The organism is Flaviflexus equikiangi (assembly GCF_014069875.1).
GTDB lineage: Bacteria > Actinomycetota > Actinomycetes > Actinomycetales > Actinomycetaceae > Flaviflexus > Flaviflexus equikiangi.
Genome location: NZ_CP059676.1, coordinates 906434 through 923348, shown reverse-complemented (window position 1 = coordinate 923348; position 16915 = coordinate 906434). Strand labels below are relative to the sequence as shown.

Genomic DNA, 16915 nt, shown 5'->3' with positions numbered 1-16915 from the left:
TTCAGCCTACGAAATGCAGAACTCCAGGGTTTTTTAAGACATAATGTCCAATGTGAGTACAGCAACTTCGGCTGCCCATCGTGCGCCACAGATTACGCGTCCCAATACCCTCTCGGTGGGTATCATCGTTTGGCTGTCCAGCGAGCTTATGTTCTTCGCTGGTCTCTTCGCCATGTATTTCACGCACCGGTCCGTCGCTGGACAGGCCGCGTGGAGCGAAGCAGCGGAGGTTCTCAACGTGCCTTTCGCAGCCGTCAACACGACGATCCTCATGATCTCTTCCATCACCTGCCAGCTCGGCGTGTGGAAGGCTGAGAAGCTGATCCCCCGCCGCGAGGGAAGCATCCTCGATGTTCGCCGCTGGGGCATGACCGAGTGGTACATGCTGAGCTTCTTCCTGGGCGCCATCTTCATCTGCCTGCAGATCTTCGAGTACGCGGAGCTCGTCTCCCACGGCGTCACGATCAGCTCGGGCAGCTACGGCTCCGTCTTCTACATCACGACAGGCTTCCACGCGATTCACGTGGCCGGCGGCCTCGTCGCATTCCTCCTGATCGTCGGCCGCACGATGCTGACGAAGAAGTTCAGCCACCGCGAAGCCTCCACGGCTGTCGTCACGTCCTACTACTGGCATTTCGTCGACGTCATCTGGATCGCCCTGTTCTTCATTATCTACGTGCTCAAATGATGATTCTTCTACCCCGTATCTCTTCCATCACCGATAAAGCGAGGACAGTATCGTGATCACCGCACAAGCACGACGAAGCCGGTATGCACCGCTCGTCCTCCTGCTGCTGGCTCTTCTCTGCACGGCAGGAATCTATTCCGTCGTAGCCACCGACAGTGCGACCGCGACGTCTGGCAGCTCGTCCGCGAACGTCCAGGAAGGCGAAGCCCTGTTCGAGGCGAATTGCGCCTCCTGTCACGGCCCAGACGCCGCAGGAACCGACATCGCACCCTCACTCACAGGTGTCGGTGCCGCTTCCGTACATTTCCAGATGATCACAGGCCGCATGCCCATGGCGAACAACTCCCCCCAGGCCGAGGCGAAAGAGCCCCAGTTCTCGGAGGAGCAGATCGAGGATGTCGCGGCCTATGTCGCCTCCCTCGGACCCGGCCCCGCCATCCCGTCAGCGGACATGGTCGATCCTGCGCTCGGCGATCCCGCGTCGGGTATGGAGCTGTTCCGCACGAACTGCTCGATGTGCCACAACGCCGTCGGCGCCGGCGGAGCCCTCTCGGAAGGCAAGGTCGCTCCCTCTCTCATGGACTCGACCCCTGTCGAGATCTATGAGGCCATGGTGACCGGCCCGCAATCGATGCCGGTGTTCAACGATGCGAACATCACCCCGCAGGGCAAGCGCGACATCATCGCCTATATCGACTATCAGCAGAACGCGGAGTCCGTGGGCGGCAACAATCTGGGCTCGATCGGCCCGGTCGTTGAAGGCCTCTGGATTTGGATCATCGGCATCGGCGGGCTGTGCCTCGTCGCTGTATGGATTGGAGCGAAGAAGTCTTGAGCAAGGACATCCAGCCAGCATCAACGCTGAGCAACATTCCTGAGGAACGGTTCGAGAACCCGGGCCTACCTCCGCACGTCGCGCGGAAGAACGAATCGCGTCCCGGGCTGCAGAAGCTCGACTCCGCGATCGTGACTGCAGTATTCTCACTGTCCGCGCTTGCCTCTCTCACGGCTGTCGTGCTCTATTTCGTCCTCCCCGATTACACGACCCTTGCCAACATTCGGCTCGGAAACCTCGTTCTCGGACTGGGACTCGCCATCGGCTTCGGCGGTATCGGCTTCGCTGCGATCTACTGGGCGAAGGCACTCATGAACGATGAGGAGCAGGTCGAGGAGCGTCACACGTCCCGCACATCCCCCGAGGATCAGGCAGAGGCGATGGAGATTCTCCGCCAGGGCGTTGCCGACTCCGGCATCGCACGCCGCCCCTTCATCACCGCCGCACTCGGCGGAGCGCTCGCGCTCGTCCCACTCCCCTTCATCGTCCCGCTGATCGCCAACCTTGGCCAGGAGGACGGCTGGAATATCGGCAAGCTCAAGCACACGATGTGGGCGAAGGGCACGCGGCTCATGACCGACGGGCCGCACGACATGTCGCGTCCGATCAAGATGGAGGACGTCACCATCGGCTCCGTCTTCCACGTGATCCCCGAGGGTCTCAACGACCTCTCGCATGCTGAGGGATATGCGGAGGAGAAGGCGAAGGCCGTTGTCCTCCTCATTCGTCTGGACGAGAAGGACCTCAAGCAGCCGGAGAACTCTCTCGACGGGATCGTCGCGTTCTCCAAGATCTGCACCCACGTGGGCTGCCCTGTCGCTCTGTACGAGCAGCAGACGCATCACCTGCTGTGCCCCTGCCACCAGTCCACGTTCGACGTGGCGGATGGTGCGAAGGTTGTCTTCGGCCCGGCCAAGCGCCCCCTGCCGCAGCTACCGATCACCGTCGACGACGAGGGCTACATCATTGCGGAAGGCGACTTCCCTGAGCCTGTCGGCCCGAGCTACTGGGAGCGTAAGAAGTGACGACACCAAAGTATTCGCAGCAGCCGAAGCAGGCTGGCGGCCCCTACAACTACATCGACGAACGCGTCGGCGTGTCTGGCGTGATCAAGGGATTTGCTCGCAAGATCTTCCCCGACCACTGGTCGTTCCTGCTGGGCGAAATCGCTCTCTACTCGTTCATCACCCTCATCCTCACCGGTATCTTCCTGGCGATGTTCTTCGTTCCCTCCATGGGCACGGTGACATATCCGATGGATGCGCTGCCGGTGACAGAGCAGGGCAATCACATGTCCGAGGCATACGCCTCAACCCTGAAGATCTCCTTCGAGGTCAAGGGCGGCCTTCTCATGCGGCAGATGCACCACTGGGCTGCGCTGCTGTTCATGGCATCGATCGTTGCCCACATGCTGCGCGTGTTCTTCACGGGTGCGTTCAGGAAGCCTCGCGAACTCAACTGGCTGGTGGGCTTCACGCTCCTCATCCTGGGTCTCCTGGCTGGCTTCACGGGTTACTCGCTGCCAGATGACGTGCTCTCCGGCAACGGCCTCCGCATCGCAGACGGCGTTGCGAAGGCGATCCCGCTTCTCGGTACCTGGGTGTCCTTCGGCCTCTTCGGCGGCGAGTTCCCGGGCACGGAAATCATTCCGAGGCTGTTCACCATGCACATCCTTGTCGTGCCCGGTCTTATCCTCGCGCTCGTCGGCCTGCACCTCCTCATGGTCGTCATCCACAAGCACACCCAGTACCCTGGCCCGGGACGCAAGGAAGAGAACGTTGTCGGCTTCCCCGTCTTCCCGGTCTACGCGGCCAAGGCGGGTGGGTTCTTCTTCATCGTGTTCGGCTTCATCGCGCTCCTCGGAGCAACACTGTCGATCAACAATGTGTGGAGCTACGGCGCCTACGACCCGTCCCCCGTGTCGGCCGGCGCGCAGCCGGACTGGTACATGCTGTTCCTCGAGGGAGCGCTGAGGCTCACGCCCGGCTGGGAGTTCGAGCTGCTCGGATTCACGTTCTCGATGTCGATCCTCATCCCGGGCGTCGTCATTCCCGGGATCCTCTTCACGGCTCTCGCGCTCTACCCGTTCATCGAGGCCTATGCGACGGGCGACAAGCGTGAGCATCACGTACTCGATCGTCCCCGGAACGTGCCCGTGCGCACAGCGATCGGCTGCATTATCGTCGTCGAGTTCGTCATCCTCGCGATCGCGGGCTCGAACGACATTATCGCCACCCACTTCGAGATGTCTCTCAACGGAATCACGTGGGCTCTTCGAATAGCATTCCTCATCGCACCATTCGTGACGTTCTGGCTCGTCAAGCGGATCTGTCTCTCCCTGCAGCGACGGGACCGCGAGCTCGCCCTGCACGGGCGCGCCACCGGCAAGGTCGTCCAGACCGAGGATGGGGCGTTCCACTCCGTCCACCGTCCCCTCGACGACTACGAGCTGTGGACCCTCGTCCAGCACGACGTGCACCGCCCGATTGAGGCAGGGCCGGAGACGACCCCCGAGGGTCATCCGCGACGCGAGTACAAGAGCCTCAAGCGCCGCTCGGCCGTCTCTCGCTTCTTCTTCGAAGATCGCGTTGAGCCGGTGACGAAGAGCGAGCTCGCTGCCGCTCACGCGTCACATCATCAGCTCGATCACGCATCAGGACGCAAGTCCGTTTCTGTTGCGCACCTGGACACATCGGATCAGCAGCAGATCGATTCCTGATTTCGCCATGAGCGGGTTTGGTGGAACCAAGCCCGCTCATGCGCCAGACTGAATAGACAAAGGTCCCAATCACGTGATTGGGCATACATGGAGGATGATATGGCACAGTACACTCTGCCCGAACTTTCTTACGACTACTCCGCGCTCGAGCCGCACATTTCCGGCAAGATCATGGAGCTTCACCACAGCAAGCACCACAACGCTTACGTGACGGGTGCGAACAAGGCGCTTGAGAACATTGCTGCGGCGCAGGAGTCGGGCGATTTCGCCACGATCAACCAGTTCCAGCGAGACCTGACCTTCAACCTCGGCGGTCACATCAACCACTCGATCTTCTGGAAGAACCTCTCCCCCAACGGCGGCGGCGAGCCCGAGGGCGAGGTCCTCGAAGCGATCAAGGATTCCTTCGGCTCGTTCGAGAAGTTCGTGCAGCAGTTCACCGCGGTTGCCACCGGCATCCAGGGCTCCGGCTGGTCCGTCCTCGCCTACGACTCGGTTGCGGGCAAGCTCACGACATTCCAGATGTACGACCAGGCGAACAACGTTCCCGTCGGCACTCTCCCCATTCTCATGCTGGACATGTGGGAGCACGCATTCTACCTCGACTACCTCAACGTCAAGGCCGATTACGTCAAGGCATTCTGGAACCTCGTCAACTGGGAAGACGTTGCCGCACGTCTTGACGACGCCAAGAAGGCTGTCATCGTCAAGTAGCTGACACACACGCAATGGGTGGCCGATCATATCGGCCACCCATTTCTGTACCCTCCACCTAGGACTCGCCGCCGTTGTTACCGGACTCGGAGCGGTTCATGGCAACAAGATTTCGGCCTCTGGGTAGGAGGACCCCGCGGGAGGCCTTCAGATGTTTGTCCCACCAGTGTTAGGTTTCAGTAACACACATTGAACTGAACGACATGGGCCTTTGGACCCGACAACTCGAACGAAGGTGGAGACGATGACGACAGGCAACAACAACGGATGGGATCCCCACAATTCCCAACACCCCGCCAATCAGCCGCAGGGATTCCCACCCTCCAATCAGCCGCAGGGCTTCCCACCCGGCAACCAACAGCCCTATCCCGATTCCACCCAGAATCGTTACGGTCAGCAGCCCCCTGGCGGATATCCCGCTCCCCCGCAGAAGTCCGGCGGCATGAAGCCCCCGATCATCATCGGTATCGCAGTCGTCGTCCTGCTGGTCATCGGTGCCGTGATCTTCTTCCTCACGCAGGGCGATGATGAGAACGACAACAACACGGACTACCGGGACGACATCACATCGGAGCCGGAGACCACCGAGCCACCATCATCCGATCCTGCCACGACGGAATCAGAGACGCCTACTGATGAGGCGTCGGAGGAGCCCTCTGAGGAACCTTCTGAGGACGTCCAGTATGGTGATCCCAATGCGGACCCCGCAGCCTTCCGACAGGGCCTAGAAGAGATCCTCGAGGCCACCGGCCTGACCGAGGACACCGCCATCGAGCAGGGCATCACAGCCGAGCAGTGGGATGCGTACCTGAGCTGTGTCACGGACGAGTCTCTCCAGCGTCTCACCCCAGAGGTGATCGAGACGATCTCCGGCGGGGTCGACGTATACGACAGCTACTCTGTCTCGGAGCTTGAGGACATCGCCATCCAATGCGGCACCGAAGTGGGAACACTCTAGCTCCAGCCCGCCTCAGGGGTTTCCCCTCTGTCCCGGCCGTTGGCACCTCACGTGTCGACTAGTGACGAGGGGCACATGTGAGCTAGATTCGTAGAGTACAGATTAACCAGCTGACACAAGGAGTACAGCATGTCACACGACGAGAAAAAGGACGGCGCTAAGGACTACGCCCCGTACAACCCCCTCTCACCGCACGCGGACGATCCGGACTACGAGCCCGCTCCCCCGTCAGACCACAACGGCCATGGCGGCGAGTACGACCAGAAGCCGTACATCGACCAGCGGGGCGAATCTGACGAGGCTCCAGAGGGCGGCGAGTACGACCAGAAGCCGTACATCGACAAGCGCGCGCACCGTCAGCCCGACGAGCACTGAGAGTTCGTGACAAACCAGCGACTCAGGGGGGACCGCGGCGTCATTGCGACTGCCGCGGTCTCCCTTGCCGTCACCACGGCAATGGTCGGCTTCTTCCTGTCGGGTGTCACCTCCGACGAGGTGAGCCGTTCGGAGTATCGAGATGGTCTGAGCGCGCGACTGCAACTGGACTCGCGTCTTACCGCCCCGGTCCTCTCCGACGAGGCCACGGCTCTCTATGTCACGTGCTTAGCCGACGGCACCTACTCGTCGGTGACCGACAAGGCCCGCACCATCATCGCTCGCGGTGATTTTTCGACCCTGCACAAGAACGACCTAGGCAAGCTCGTTGAGCGAGCGAAGGTGTGCAGAGACAGCATATGAGAATGCCCCGGCCGTTCGGCCGGGGCATTCTCGTCTGACGTCAGTGGGCGTAGACGCCTCTGTTGTTCTCGAAGGCGTAGCCGACCACGGCGATGATGCCGATGACGATCCCGATTCCGAAAAGCCACCATCCGACTGCGAAACCGCCGGCCACGACTGTGGCTGCGATGCCGGCAACGAGGGGCCACCAGGAATGCGGGTTGAACTCGCCGACTTCGCCGGCGCTTTCCGCGATCTCTCCCTCTTCGTTGTCCGAGGCTCTGAAGTCGACTCGGCGGGAGGTGAGCCAGAGATATCCGGTGACGAAGAAGAACATGAAGGCGAGTCCGACAAGAGCCATCGTGCCGATAGGCTCGGCATCCGTCACGAACGCGTAAGCGATCGACACGAGGACGAAGAACGTGCCGGGAGTCGCAAAGAACACCGTCTCAATGACGAGAGCCTTCTGCTCTCTTTCTTTCTTGGCCATGACTCTCCTTAGTTCTTGATCTCGAGGTCGGTTTCGGCGGTCGGATCGACGCGATCCATGGCCGCGACTTCTGGGTGATGCAGGTCGAAGGCGGGGCGTACGGACCGGATGCGGGGCAGCTCGGTGAAGTTGTGCGGCGGGATCGGCGAGGCGGTAGCCCATTCGAGAGATCCGCCGAAGCCCCACGGATCATCGGGAAGCTGCGCCGGCTTCGGACCCGTGTGGGTCTTCAGCACGTTCCACAGGAAGAAGAGCGTGGAGATGGCGAGAATAGAGGCGCCGACCGTCGAGATCTGGTTGTACGTCTGGAAACCGTCCTCCGGCATGTAATCCGGGATACGACGCTGCATACCCTGGACGCCAAGCCAGTGCTGGATCATGAAGGTGACGTGGAATCCGACGAAGGTCAACCAGAAGTGAATCTTGCCGATCCGTTCGTTGAGCATACGGCCGGTGAACTTGGGCCACCAGAAGTAGAAGCCCGCGTACATGGCGAACACAACCGTGCCGAAGACGACGTAGTGGAAGTGCGCGACAACGAAGTACGTGTCGTGGACGTGGAAGTCCATGGCCGGTGACGACAGGATGACACCCGTGACGCCGCCCAGGACGAACGTGAGGAGGAAGCCGATCACCCAGAGCATCGGGGTTTCGAAGCTCAGCTTCCCTCGCCACATCGTGCCGATCCAGTTGAAGAACTTCACGCCTGTCGGCACTGCGATCGCCATCGTGAGGAGTGAGAAGAAGTCGAGCATGACGCCGCCGGTCGTGAACATGTGGTGAGCCCACACGGTGACGGACAGAGCGGCGATGGCGATGGTGGCATAGACGAGGCCCTTGTACCCGAAGATCGGCTTGCGCGAGAAGACCGGGATGATCTCGGAGACGATGCCGAAGAAGGGCAGGGCGATCACGTAGACCTCGGGGTGTCCGAAGAACCAGAACAGGTGCTGCCACAGCATCGCTCCCCCGGCCTCTGGATTGTAGATCTGACCGCCCAGCACGCGATCGAATGCGAGCCCGAACAGCGCCGCGGCGAGAACCGGGAAGGCCATGAGGACGAGCAGGGAGGTGATGAGCACGTTCCAGGTGAACAGCGGCATCCGGAACATCGTCATGCCCGGCGCCCTCATCGTGATAATCGTGGCGATGAAGTTGACAGCGCCGAAGATGGTGCCGAAGCCCGTCATGGCCAGACCCATGATCCACAGGTCGCCGCCGAGGCCCGGTGAGAACGCGTTCGTCGACAGCGGCACGTATGCCGTCCATCCGAACGACGCAGCGCCCTTCGGCGTGAGGAAGCCAGCGATTGTCAGGAGGCCGCCGAAGGAGAACAGCCAGAAGCTGAACATGTTGAGCCTGGGGAAAGCAACGTCGGGGGCACCGATCTGGACGGGTACCAGGACATTGCCGAAAGCGGTGAAGAGGGGCGTCGCGAACAGGAACAGCATGATCGTGCCATGCATCGTGAAGAACTGGTTGTACTGTTCCTTCGACTGGAGGAGCATGCCGGGCTCCCACAGTTCCGCACGGATGATAAGGGCGAGAACACCGCCTACCATGAAGAACGCGAACGCGGTGATGAGGTACATGTACCCGATCGTCTTGTGGTCCGTGGAGGTGGTCCACGAGATCAGCGTGCGTCCGAGTGACTGCTTCTCGGGCCTCAGGCCCGGAACGAAATCACCTTCGATGATGCGGGGGTCGACGTCAGTTGTCGCCATCGCTGGTCTCCTTTACCTGGTACTGCCTGTTGTACTCGTCTCCGCGGGTGCCCACGTTGCCTTCGGCGCGCAGCTTCTCCATCTCGGCGTCGTACGTCTCGCGATCGACGACGGCCACGTTGAAGACCATTTCCGCATGGTATTCGCCGCACAGCTCCGCGCACTTGCCCGAATAGACTCCCTCTTCCTGAGGGGTGACCTGGAAGGTGTTGACCTGGCCCGGCATCATATCGATCTTGTACAGGAACGCGGGGATCCAGAAGGAGTGGATGACGTCGCGCGACTTGACCGTGAACTCGACCGTCTCATCGACGGGAAGGTAGAGCGTCGGCAGAGTCTCCTCTGCACCGACCTCGTTGCCGATGAAGGAGATGCGGTCACCCGAGTAGTAGACGTCGTCCGACGTGTAGTTGAAGTCCCAGCTCCACTGCTTGCCGTAGACCTCGATCTCGACATCCGGCTCGGCCGAGACATCGTTCATCTCTGCCGTTGCACGCGTGGAGAAGACGAAGAGCACGCCCACCATGATGATCGGAACGATCGTGTACATGATCTCGAGCGGGACGTGGTATCGCAGCTGCACAGGGAGCGTGTTGTCGTTCTTGCGCCTGCGGTAGGCGACGACGCACCACAGGACAAGTGCCCAAATCAATATCGCGACGCCGATCGCGGCGAACCAGGCGCCGTTCCACAGGTCAATGAGCTGGCCTGTCCGATCTGTCATCCCCCGCGTGGAGGGCAAGAATCCGACATCGATGCCTTTTCCTGGCTCACTCGGCGAGGCGTCTGAACAGCCTGCTGCGAGTGCCGCGACTGCGGCAAGCGCGGCGCCGCGCTTAAGGCCGCGATGCCGGTGCTGGGTTTCACGCACGGTAGTGTACCTTCCTTCACGTTCCCGCCCTCCCGTTTGCACGACAAGGTTCGGGACTATCGTCCTAGCACTCTACTGTACATAGTTTTTCCAGGAATGAGGCTCTTCCCGAGCGATAAAACCACGTCTTCATAGCCCTAAACGGACATTTCCCCACAACCTGACGGGTGCGGGGAAATGTCTGTGATGCAGTCATCACCGATCGTGGGCTACTCGGTGTCGCCTGGCGCTTCGAGCTGGGCCACGATATCGACGAGCGCTGCCATGGCCGGGGCTGATTCGGTGCCGGGCACGAGCAGCAGGACACGCGAACCGACCGGGACACCCTCGAGCTTGTCGAAGACGGTGCCGGAACCGATCGTCGTGTTCTGCACGCCCCCGTAGTCGATCGAGGACTCGCTCTGGGAGTTGTCCCACGTGGCGGCCGAGTACTGGAAGTACACCGTCGTCCCCTCGCCGCCGACGGGTTCACCGTCAGACTCTGCAACGAGAATCGAGGTCTCCTCGTCCGGCTCCTCCGCGCCATCGTTGATCGTGATCGACGTTGCTTCGCCGAGGCCACCCTCAACCGTGATCGGCAGATCACCGGCAGGAGTGACCTCCTCGGCATCCGCATCGCCTGCAGAATCGGGGGCAATGGTCTCGATGATGTCGACGACGAAGACGATCGTGTCTTCTTCACCGATTCCGGCGGACGCGTTCCCACCCATCGGGCCATAGCCCAGATCGGCAGGGACGGAGATGATGACCCGGGAACCGACGGTCTGGCCCGCTAGACCGTCTCGCCAGCCCTGCACGACCTGGCTGAGGGAGAAGGAGCTCGGCTGTCCGCGTTCGAAGGAGGAATCGAACGTCGTATCGCTGCCCCACACCATGCCGGCATAGTTGACGATCACAAGGTCTTCGCGGGTGACGGCAGTGCCATCGCCCTCGTCGATGACCGCGACCTGGAGGACGTCCGGCTCGGTTGCGCCCTCGAAGTCGAGGGTGATGATTCCGTCCGTATCGACAATCGTCGGCATCCCCTCATCGGAGATCAGCGCATCGACCTGGGAGGCTTGCTCCTCGGTGGGCGCGGCGGTTGACTCTTCGGACGATGTCGAATCGGTTGCTGACGATTCGGCATCCGGATCGTTCGAGCATCCGGCGAGGACGAGGGCGGACACTGCTAGGGAAGCGGCGATTCGCCGCGAGATACGCATCAGTGGAACGAATCGCCGCAAGCGCAGGAACCGGCCGCGTTCGGGTTGTCGATCGTGAAGCCCTGACGGTCGATCGTGTCGGCGAAGTCGATCGTCGCACCGTCGAGGTAGGGCGCCGACATCTGGTCGACGACGACGGCGACATCGTCGAACTCGCGGATCAGGTCGCCGTCGAGGGTGCGCTCGTCGAAGTACAGCTGGTACATGAGGCCGGAACAGCCGCCCGGCTGAACAGCGACACGGAGGCGCAGATCATCGCGGCCCTCCTGCGCGAGGAGGCTGCGCACCTTGTTGGCGGCAACATCTGTCAGCTCCACAGCGTGGACTGATACGGATTCGGTCATGAAATTCTCCTTCAAAAGGTTGGCCCGAAGGCTACGTCAAGATTACGTTGAACAGGGTCTCAATCCAAGGACCATGACTCTGTTAACACGGTCAGTGCTGGTTTATTCCTGCTGGTCATCGCGCCCAGGTCTGCGAGATCGGCACCATGGCACGAGTCACCGCCTCAAGGTCAGTGCCCTGCGCAGCATACGAGTAGGAGCCAGACAGTCCGAAGCGCGCCAGCTCGTGCCGAAGCAGGCGGCCCTCACCGTAGACCACGATGACGGGTGTGCCATCCTGGCCGGCACGCTCAGAGATGGTGAAGAGGGAACGCGGCAGGTCGAGTTCGATCTCGCCGGTGACATAGACGACAAGGTCTGCGCCGGCGAGTCGGGGCACGATCGCTCCAGCGACGATATCCCCCGCCCATGCGAAGCGCGCCCCCGCGGCCTGGAGGACGAGCGACGCTCCTCCCCCCACCCCGGAAGACGGTGATTTCGCATCGACCGACGCACCTAGAAGCTGTCTCCGTGCCGGGGTGGGCAGGCTTGCTCCGAGCTCCCGCTCGAGCTCCTGCGCCGCGGCCGCGGACATGACGCCATGGCGATCGAGCCAGCGCGGCAGACCATTGACCCCGAGCAGTGCCTGCTCCGATGCCGCCGTGACGACGAGATCAATGTCGGCGAGACGATCCGCGACGTCACGAACGGTTGCGGCGCCAAGGCTGGACATCATGGCGCGACCAAGGTCGGGGATCACCCGAACCGGAAGGTTGACCGTCAGGCGCCGCGGCGCCTCCTCGAGGACAGCAGCCAGCACGCGCCCCAGGGTGCCCGAATCGGGCCCCCACGAGGATGACAGATCAACGATCCACTCATCATCGCCGACGAGAACCGGAACGGGATCCCCGCCAACGTCGAGCGTGCCGAGCTCGGCCCCCGTATAGAAGGCCATCACCTCGCACAGGTCACCGACTCCGTCGCTGACTGGGACGCTCTCGACCTCGGCACGATCGCGCCAGGGCTGCGCCACGGCCTCGAGGACGACCTCGGCCGGTGCAACACCGAGCCGAGAGGCCACGAGGAGGACATTCACTCTCCGAGCCTCGACAGCAGGAGCGCCTCCGCGAGGATCGCCTTGCGGAAATCGTCGAGGTGAAGGGATTCGTTCCCCGAATGTGCACGCGTATCGGGATCTTCGACTCCGGTCACGAGGATCTTGGCCTGCGGGAAGACTTCTGCCAGGTCGGCGATGAAGGGAATGGAGCCCCCGACTCCGATATCGACGGGATCGGTCTGCCAGGCGTCTGCCAGAGCCTGCCTGGCGGTTCCCATGACGTCGCTGTCGACTGCCTGGAACGCGGGGCCCAACTCGCCGTTCCCGAAGGAGACTCGCGCACCGAATGGCACATTCTTGGAGATATGTGCTGTCAGGGCGTCATACGCATCCTGTGGGGCCTGTCCAGGGGCGGTCCGCAGGGACAGCTGGAAGCGGCACGAGGGGATCAAGGTGTTCGAGGAGCGCTCGACCGATGTGGCATCGAGGCCGATGACGGACAGTGCGGGCTGGGTCCACAGCCTCGAGGCGAGAGAGCCGCGCCCGGCAAGCTGGACGCCCTCGAGGACACCCATATCCGCACGCAGCTGGTCTTCGGGATAGTCGGCGTCCGTCTCGTCATAGCCGTGCAGTCCCTCCACGGCTACCGCCCCGCTATCGTCATGCAGCGTTGCGATCAGCCGTGAGGCCACCGTGACGGCATCGAGAACAGGCCCGCCATACATTCCCGAGTGCAGGGCATGGTCGAGGACGTCGACGGTGACTTCGAGGCCGACAACCCCTCGCAGCGACGTCGTGAGCGAGGGTGTACCCACCTTCCAGTTGCTCGAGTCCGCGACGATGATGACATCGGCTTCGAGCCTGTCGCGGTGAGCGGTGAGGAAGTCGACGAAGGTCGGCGAGCCGATCTCCTCTTCGCCCTCGACGAAGAGGGTGACATTCACCGGAAGATCGCCAAGCTGCTCGAGCGTGCGCAGTGCGCCTGCATGGACGAGGATTCCGGCTTTGTCATCGGCCGTGCCGCGACCGTAGAGGCGGCCGTCCTTCTCGACGGGCTCGAACGGCTCCGTGTCCCACGTGTCGCGCTCGCCCGGGGGCTGGACATCGTGGTGGGCGTAGAGGAGAACTGTCGGTGCGCCGGCGGGGCCCTTCTTGTGTGCCAGGATGGCGGGGCGGCCCGTGCCGTGGTCCTCTGTCTCGAGTGTCACGATGTCGATGTCGGTCACGCCGGAAGATCGCAGAATATCGGCGACCTTGGCGGCAGAGCGCTGAAGCTCGGACTGGTCGAAAGCCGATGACGAGACGGACGGGATACGGACGAGTTCCTCGAGGTCAGCGCGCACTCCGGGGAGGACGGCATCAAGAGCGGAGGTTACGGAGGCAAGATCTGTCATGTTTCAAACCCTACTCCAGGGAGGCTAGGATTAGCCTGTGAGCAAGGAACAGGACATGGACAGGCCCGAGGTCATCGAACCGGAACCGCAGGGCAAAGGCAGGCCCACCCCGAGTCGGAGGGAGGCGGAGGCCGCGCGTCGGCGCCCGCTGGTGCCCAAAGACCGCAAGGCCGCCAAGCGTGCGGCACGAGCCAAGCGCGATGCCGAGTTCCAGCGCGAGCAGATCGCCATGAAGACGGGCGATGAGGCACATCTGCCCTACATCCACCGGGGCCCGGTGCGCCGATGGGCGCGGGACTACATCGATGCTCGTACCAATCTCGCGTCCTATTTCTTCTTCCTGGCTTTCGCCGTCCTCCTCCTCGTCTTCATCCAGGCACAGTTCCCAGATGCCGCGCTTATCGTCATGCTCGCGCTGTACGGCCTCATGATCGTCATGCTCGTCGACTCGCTGATCGCCGTGCGGTCCATGAAGAAGAAAATGGATGCGAAGTTCGGCCCCGAGAGGGTTCCTGGCGGCATCCGCTGGCAGATGTTCGGGCGCACGTTCTACCCGCGCCGGTGGCGCCGTCCCGTGCCGATGGTGGCTCGGGGAGAGTGGCCGGCAGGCGCCAAATAGGCCGGGCTCCGTCTTTTTCCGGGTGCGATATGCCTTCGCACCTGTAGACTCTCGACGTGGTTGAATACGTTTTCCTTGGCCGATCAGGCCTCAGAGTCTCCAACATCATCTACGGCAACTGGCTTACCCACGGGAGCCAGGTCGAGGAGAGTGCTGCGCTGGCATGCGTGCGTGCAGCGCTCGAATCCGGCATCACAACCTTTGACACAGCAGACGTCTATGCGAACGGCGCGGCAGAGACGGTGCTCGGCAAGGCGCTCCGCGCTGAGCCGCGCGAATCTCTCGAGATCCTCACGAAGGTGTATTGGCCGACAGGTCTGAAGAAGCACAACGACGCAGGCCTGTCCCGCAAGCACATCATGGAGTCGATCAACTCCTCGCTGCGCAGGCTCGGGACCGACTATGTCGACGTGTACCAGGCTCATCGCTACGACGTGGACACTCCCATCGAGGAGACGATGCAGGCGTTTGCAGACGTTGTCCGCGCCGGTAAGGCCCTCTACATCGGCGTGTCCGAGTGGACGTCTGAACAGATCGAATACGCGCACGACTTCTCCCGCGAACTCGGCTTCCAGGTCATCTCGAACCAGCCGCAATACAACATGCTCTACCGGGTGATCGAGCCCGAGGTGATCCCGATGTCCGAGAAGTACGGCATCCAGCAGATCGTGTGGTCTCCGATGGCACAGGGCGTCCTCTCCGGCAAGTACAAGGTCGGACACACGGTTCCGTCGAACAGCCGGGCCGCCGACAGGAAGGGCGGGGCGCGCACGATCCAACGGTTCATGTCCGATGAGATCCTGACGGCCGTCGAGAAACTTGAGCCCGTCGCACGAGAGCTCGGGCTGACTCGCGCTCAGCTCGCCATTGCGTGGACCCTCCAGAACGACAATGTCGCCTCGGCGATTATCGGCGCCTCGCGGCCGGAGCAGGTCCTCGAGAATGTCAAGGCCGCCGACGTGGTCATCCCGGCTGACGTCATGGCCCGGATCGATGGCATCCTCGCGGATGTCATCATCGATGATCCGCGTCTCACGTGGGAGAACGCACCTCACGAGCGTCCCGCTATTCAGGACTAAGACAGGGAGCCGCCCCGTGGGGCGGCTCCTCCGTGCTGGCCCGAAAGCCTTACAGGTGCGAGAATGCCCTATTGAGCTTGCCCGGCAGAAGGGGTCCCTCGTAGACAAACGAGGAGTAGATCTGGAGCAGGTCCGCGCCCGCGCCGAGCATGGCGGAGGCATCGTCGACGGTCGAAATTCCCCCCACCCCGATGATGATCGTCTCGAGCGGTAGGCAATCTCGGAGGGTTCGTACGATCTCGAGACTGCGTTCGGTCAGCGGACGTCCAGAGACTCCGCCTCTCCCATAGGGGTGATCAACCGTCGTGTTCGTCGCGACGACGCCATCGAGGCCCTCCTCGACGACGAGTGCGGCGATCTCTCTGACCGTCTCCAGATCCATATCGGGAGCGATCTTCAACAGGAGCGGGACCGGGCGCCCTGCGCTGGCTGTGGCGGCTCGGCGTGTCGCGCGGATGATTGGTCTCAGAGCCTCGACACGCTGAAGATCCCGCAGGCCGGGAGTGTTCGGGGATGACACGTTGACAACGAGGTAGTCGGCGTATGCGGCGAGGCGGGTCGCGCACGTCTCGTAGTCCCGCGCTGCATCCTCTTCGCTCGTCCACTTATTCTTACCGATGTTGACTCCGACGATGATCGCTCGCCCGCGGGCCGTCGACCGCAGTTCCGCGAGCCGTTCCGCGACGGCAGCCGAACCGTCGTTGTTGAAGCCCATCGCATTGCGCAGCGCACGATCCTCGAGGTGGCGCCACATGCGGGGCTGCTCGTTTCCGGGCTGCGGTTCAGGAGTGACCGTTCCGATCTCGACGAAGGCGAACCCAAGAGCGTCCATCCCCTCAATCGCTTCCGCATTCTTGTCCATGCCCGCCGCCAAGCCGACAAGGCCTGGGATGGGACGCGGCAGGGCGGTGGTCTGCCGGGCGGACTTCCGCCATCCGATGCTTGCCCTCATGAGCGGAGCGAGGGGCGACCTGCCTGCCATGGCGATCGCCTTGACGGCGGCACCGTGGGCCTGCTCGGGATCGGATTTCGTGATGAGAGTGTCGAAGAGGAGTCGGTAGAGCACGCGATCAGTCTATCGGCTCAACCGTTGTGCTGGGCCAGCCGGGCCGGTGAGGAGTGGTGGAGCCACCACATGGAGACAAGCGCGAGGACGGTCGGCACATACCAGTAGGCCACTCCGCCTTCCCGCCAGGGGCTCCACGTGTAGAGCGGAAGCTCGGCGAAGAACCCGATCACGGGCATGAGAACGTTCAGTCCTGCCCCTGCCCAGGCAATACGCCTCATGCGGCGCCCATTGTGCAGAAGACCGACCGCCATGAGCACCCACACGATCGCAGCGGAGAGTGTGAGGAGGGCCGTGCCGGGACGTGAATCGAGGAAGGCAGACGTGGCGCCCACGATCGCGAGCCAGAGAAAGACTGCGGCAAGGCCACCGATCAGCAGGAGGAGCACCCGTGCCCATCCGAGTGCCGAGCGACGACTGTCCTGCAGTCCACCAGACTGCGAGTGCTGTTCCACGGCG

19 protein-coding genes are annotated in these 16915 nt (G+C 62.4%); 10 read left to right on the top strand and 9 right to left on the bottom strand.

Annotation, left to right across the window (positions count from 1 at the left end):
• Window positions 1–43 precede the first annotated feature (43 nt).
• From ctaE to H2O75_RS04360, 8 genes are all read left to right on the top strand, one after another.
• Window positions 44–688: an aa3-type cytochrome oxidase subunit III gene (ctaE, locus tag H2O75_RS04395; RefSeq protein ID WP_182174164.1), complete on the top strand. Its 645-nt coding sequence runs from the start codon at window positions 44–46 to the stop codon at window positions 686–688.
• A gap of 52 nt (window positions 689–740) precedes the next feature.
• Window positions 741–1523, top strand: coding sequence for a cytochrome bc1 complex diheme cytochrome c subunit (qcrC, locus tag H2O75_RS04390; protein ID WP_259365308.1), 783 nt, complete (start codon window positions 741–743; stop codon window positions 1521–1523).
• Window positions 1520–2548, top strand: a complete 1029-nt coding sequence (gene qcrA / locus H2O75_RS04385; RefSeq protein WP_204736292.1) for a cytochrome bc1 complex Rieske iron-sulfur subunit — start codon at window positions 1520–1522, stop codon at window positions 2546–2548. Before qcrC ends, qcrA begins: the two co-directional genes overlap by 4 nt.
• A complete protein-coding gene (qcrB, locus tag H2O75_RS04380; protein ID WP_182174158.1) occupies window positions 2545–4242 on the top strand; it encodes a cytochrome bc1 complex cytochrome b subunit in 1698 nt (565 codons plus the stop codon). The genes qcrA and qcrB overlap by 4 nt, the downstream gene beginning before the upstream one ends.
• Window positions 4243–4341: 99 nt before the next feature.
• The gene (locus tag H2O75_RS04375; RefSeq protein ID WP_182174155.1) at window positions 4342–4956 is read left to right on the top strand and encodes a superoxide dismutase; all 615 of its coding nucleotides are present in this window, start codon (window positions 4342–4344) and stop codon (window positions 4954–4956) included.
• A gap of 244 nt (window positions 4957–5200) precedes the next feature.
• A complete protein-coding gene (locus H2O75_RS04370; RefSeq protein WP_182174152.1) occupies window positions 5201–5914 on the top strand; it encodes a flagellar basal body-associated FliL family protein in 714 nt (237 codons plus the stop codon).
• Window positions 5915–6043: 129 nt separating this feature from the next.
• Entirely contained in the window at window positions 6044–6289 is a 246-nt protein-coding gene (locus H2O75_RS04365) for a hypothetical protein (protein ID WP_182174149.1), read from the top strand.
• Between the two features lie 6 nt (window positions 6290–6295).
• On the top strand, window positions 6296–6652 hold the full coding sequence (locus tag H2O75_RS04360) for a hypothetical protein (protein ID WP_182174146.1): 357 nt from the start codon (window positions 6296–6298) through the stop codon (window positions 6650–6652).
• 40 nt (window positions 6653–6692) lie between these two features.
• Here the strand turns inward: H2O75_RS04360 and ctaF are convergent, their stop codons facing one another.
• From ctaF to H2O75_RS04325, 7 genes are all read right to left on the bottom strand, one after another.
• On the bottom strand, window positions 6693–7121 hold the full coding sequence (gene ctaF, locus H2O75_RS04355; protein WP_182174143.1) for an aa3-type cytochrome oxidase subunit IV: 429 nt from the start codon (window positions 7119–7121) through the stop codon (window positions 6693–6695).
• 8 nt (window positions 7122–7129) lie between these two features.
• Entirely contained in the window at window positions 7130–8845 is a 1716-nt protein-coding gene (ctaD, locus tag H2O75_RS04350; RefSeq protein WP_182174140.1) for an aa3-type cytochrome oxidase subunit I, read from the bottom strand.
• Complete coding sequence (ctaC, locus tag H2O75_RS04345) at window positions 8832–9716, bottom strand: aa3-type cytochrome oxidase subunit II (protein ID WP_182174137.1); 885 nt, start codon at window positions 9714–9716, stop codon at window positions 8832–8834. Before ctaC ends, ctaD begins: the two co-directional genes overlap by 14 nt.
• A gap of 209 nt (window positions 9717–9925) precedes the next feature.
• Entirely contained in the window at window positions 9926–10918 is a 993-nt protein-coding gene (locus tag H2O75_RS04340; RefSeq protein ID WP_182174134.1) for an FKBP-type peptidyl-prolyl cis-trans isomerase, read from the bottom strand.
• Window positions 10918–11262, bottom strand: a complete 345-nt coding sequence (locus H2O75_RS04335) for a HesB/IscA family protein (protein ID WP_182174131.1) — start codon at window positions 11260–11262, stop codon at window positions 10918–10920. The genes H2O75_RS04340 and H2O75_RS04335 overlap by 1 nt, the downstream gene beginning before the upstream one ends.
• A 115-nt stretch (window positions 11263–11377) precedes the next feature.
• Window positions 11378–12337 carry a glycerate kinase gene (locus tag H2O75_RS04330; protein WP_182174128.1) on the bottom strand — a complete coding sequence of 320 codons (960 nt, stop codon included), beginning with the start codon at window positions 12335–12337 and terminating at the stop codon, window positions 11378–11380.
• Entirely contained in the window at window positions 12334–13692 is a 1359-nt protein-coding gene (locus tag H2O75_RS04325; RefSeq protein WP_182174125.1) for a dipeptidase, read from the bottom strand. Before H2O75_RS04325 ends, H2O75_RS04330 begins: the two co-directional genes overlap by 4 nt.
• Window positions 13693–13729: 37 nt before the next feature.
• Here H2O75_RS04325 and H2O75_RS04320 point away from each other — a divergent pair, with 37 nt between their 5' ends.
• Together H2O75_RS04320 and H2O75_RS04315 are read left to right on the top strand one after the other, a co-directional pair.
• A complete protein-coding gene (locus tag H2O75_RS04320) occupies window positions 13730–14311 on the top strand; it encodes a DUF3043 domain-containing protein (RefSeq protein WP_182174122.1) in 582 nt (193 codons plus the stop codon).
• A 56-nt stretch (window positions 14312–14367) separates the two neighbouring features.
• The gene (locus H2O75_RS04315; protein ID WP_182174119.1) at window positions 14368–15390 is read left to right on the top strand and encodes an aldo/keto reductase family protein; all 1023 of its coding nucleotides are present in this window, start codon (window positions 14368–14370) and stop codon (window positions 15388–15390) included.
• A 49-nt stretch (window positions 15391–15439) separates the two neighbouring features.
• Here the strand turns inward: H2O75_RS04315 and H2O75_RS04310 are convergent, their stop codons facing one another.
• Both H2O75_RS04310 and H2O75_RS04305 read right to left on the bottom strand, forming a co-directional pair.
• Window positions 15440–16456, bottom strand: coding sequence for a quinone-dependent dihydroorotate dehydrogenase (locus tag H2O75_RS04310; RefSeq protein WP_182174116.1), 1017 nt, complete (start codon window positions 16454–16456; stop codon window positions 15440–15442).
• Between the two features lie 17 nt (window positions 16457–16473).
• Window positions 16474–16911, bottom strand: coding sequence for a hypothetical protein (locus tag H2O75_RS04305; protein ID WP_182174113.1), 438 nt, complete (start codon window positions 16909–16911; stop codon window positions 16474–16476).
• Window positions 16912–16915 lie beyond the last annotated feature (4 nt).

Coding starts and splice junctions, on each gene's coding strand:
- ctaE (WP_182174164.1), top strand. CDS start 44: ATGTCCAATGTGAGTACAGCAACTTCGGCTGCCCATCGTGCGCCACAG.
- H2O75_RS04375 (WP_182174155.1), top strand. CDS start 4,342: ATGGCACAGTACACTCTGCCCGAACTTTCTTACGACTACTCCGCGCTC.
- H2O75_RS04370 (WP_182174152.1), top strand. CDS start 5,201: ATGACGACAGGCAACAACAACGGATGGGATCCCCACAATTCCCAACAC.
- H2O75_RS04365 (WP_182174149.1), top strand. CDS start 6,044: ATGTCACACGACGAGAAAAAGGACGGCGCTAAGGACTACGCCCCGTAC.
- ctaF (WP_182174143.1), bottom strand. CDS start 7,121: ATGGCCAAGAAAGAAAGAGAGCAGAAGGCTCTCGTCATTGAGACGGTG.
- ctaD (WP_182174140.1), bottom strand. CDS start 8,845: ATGGCGACAACTGACGTCGACCCCCGCATCATCGAAGGTGATTTCGTT.
- H2O75_RS04340 (WP_182174134.1), bottom strand. CDS start 10,918: ATGCGTATCTCGCGGCGAATCGCCGCTTCCCTAGCAGTGTCCGCCCTC.
- H2O75_RS04335 (WP_182174131.1), bottom strand. CDS start 11,262: ATGACCGAATCCGTATCAGTCCACGCTGTGGAGCTGACAGATGTTGCC.
- H2O75_RS04325 (WP_182174125.1), bottom strand. CDS start 13,692: ATGACAGATCTTGCCTCCGTAACCTCCGCTCTTGATGCCGTCCTCCCC.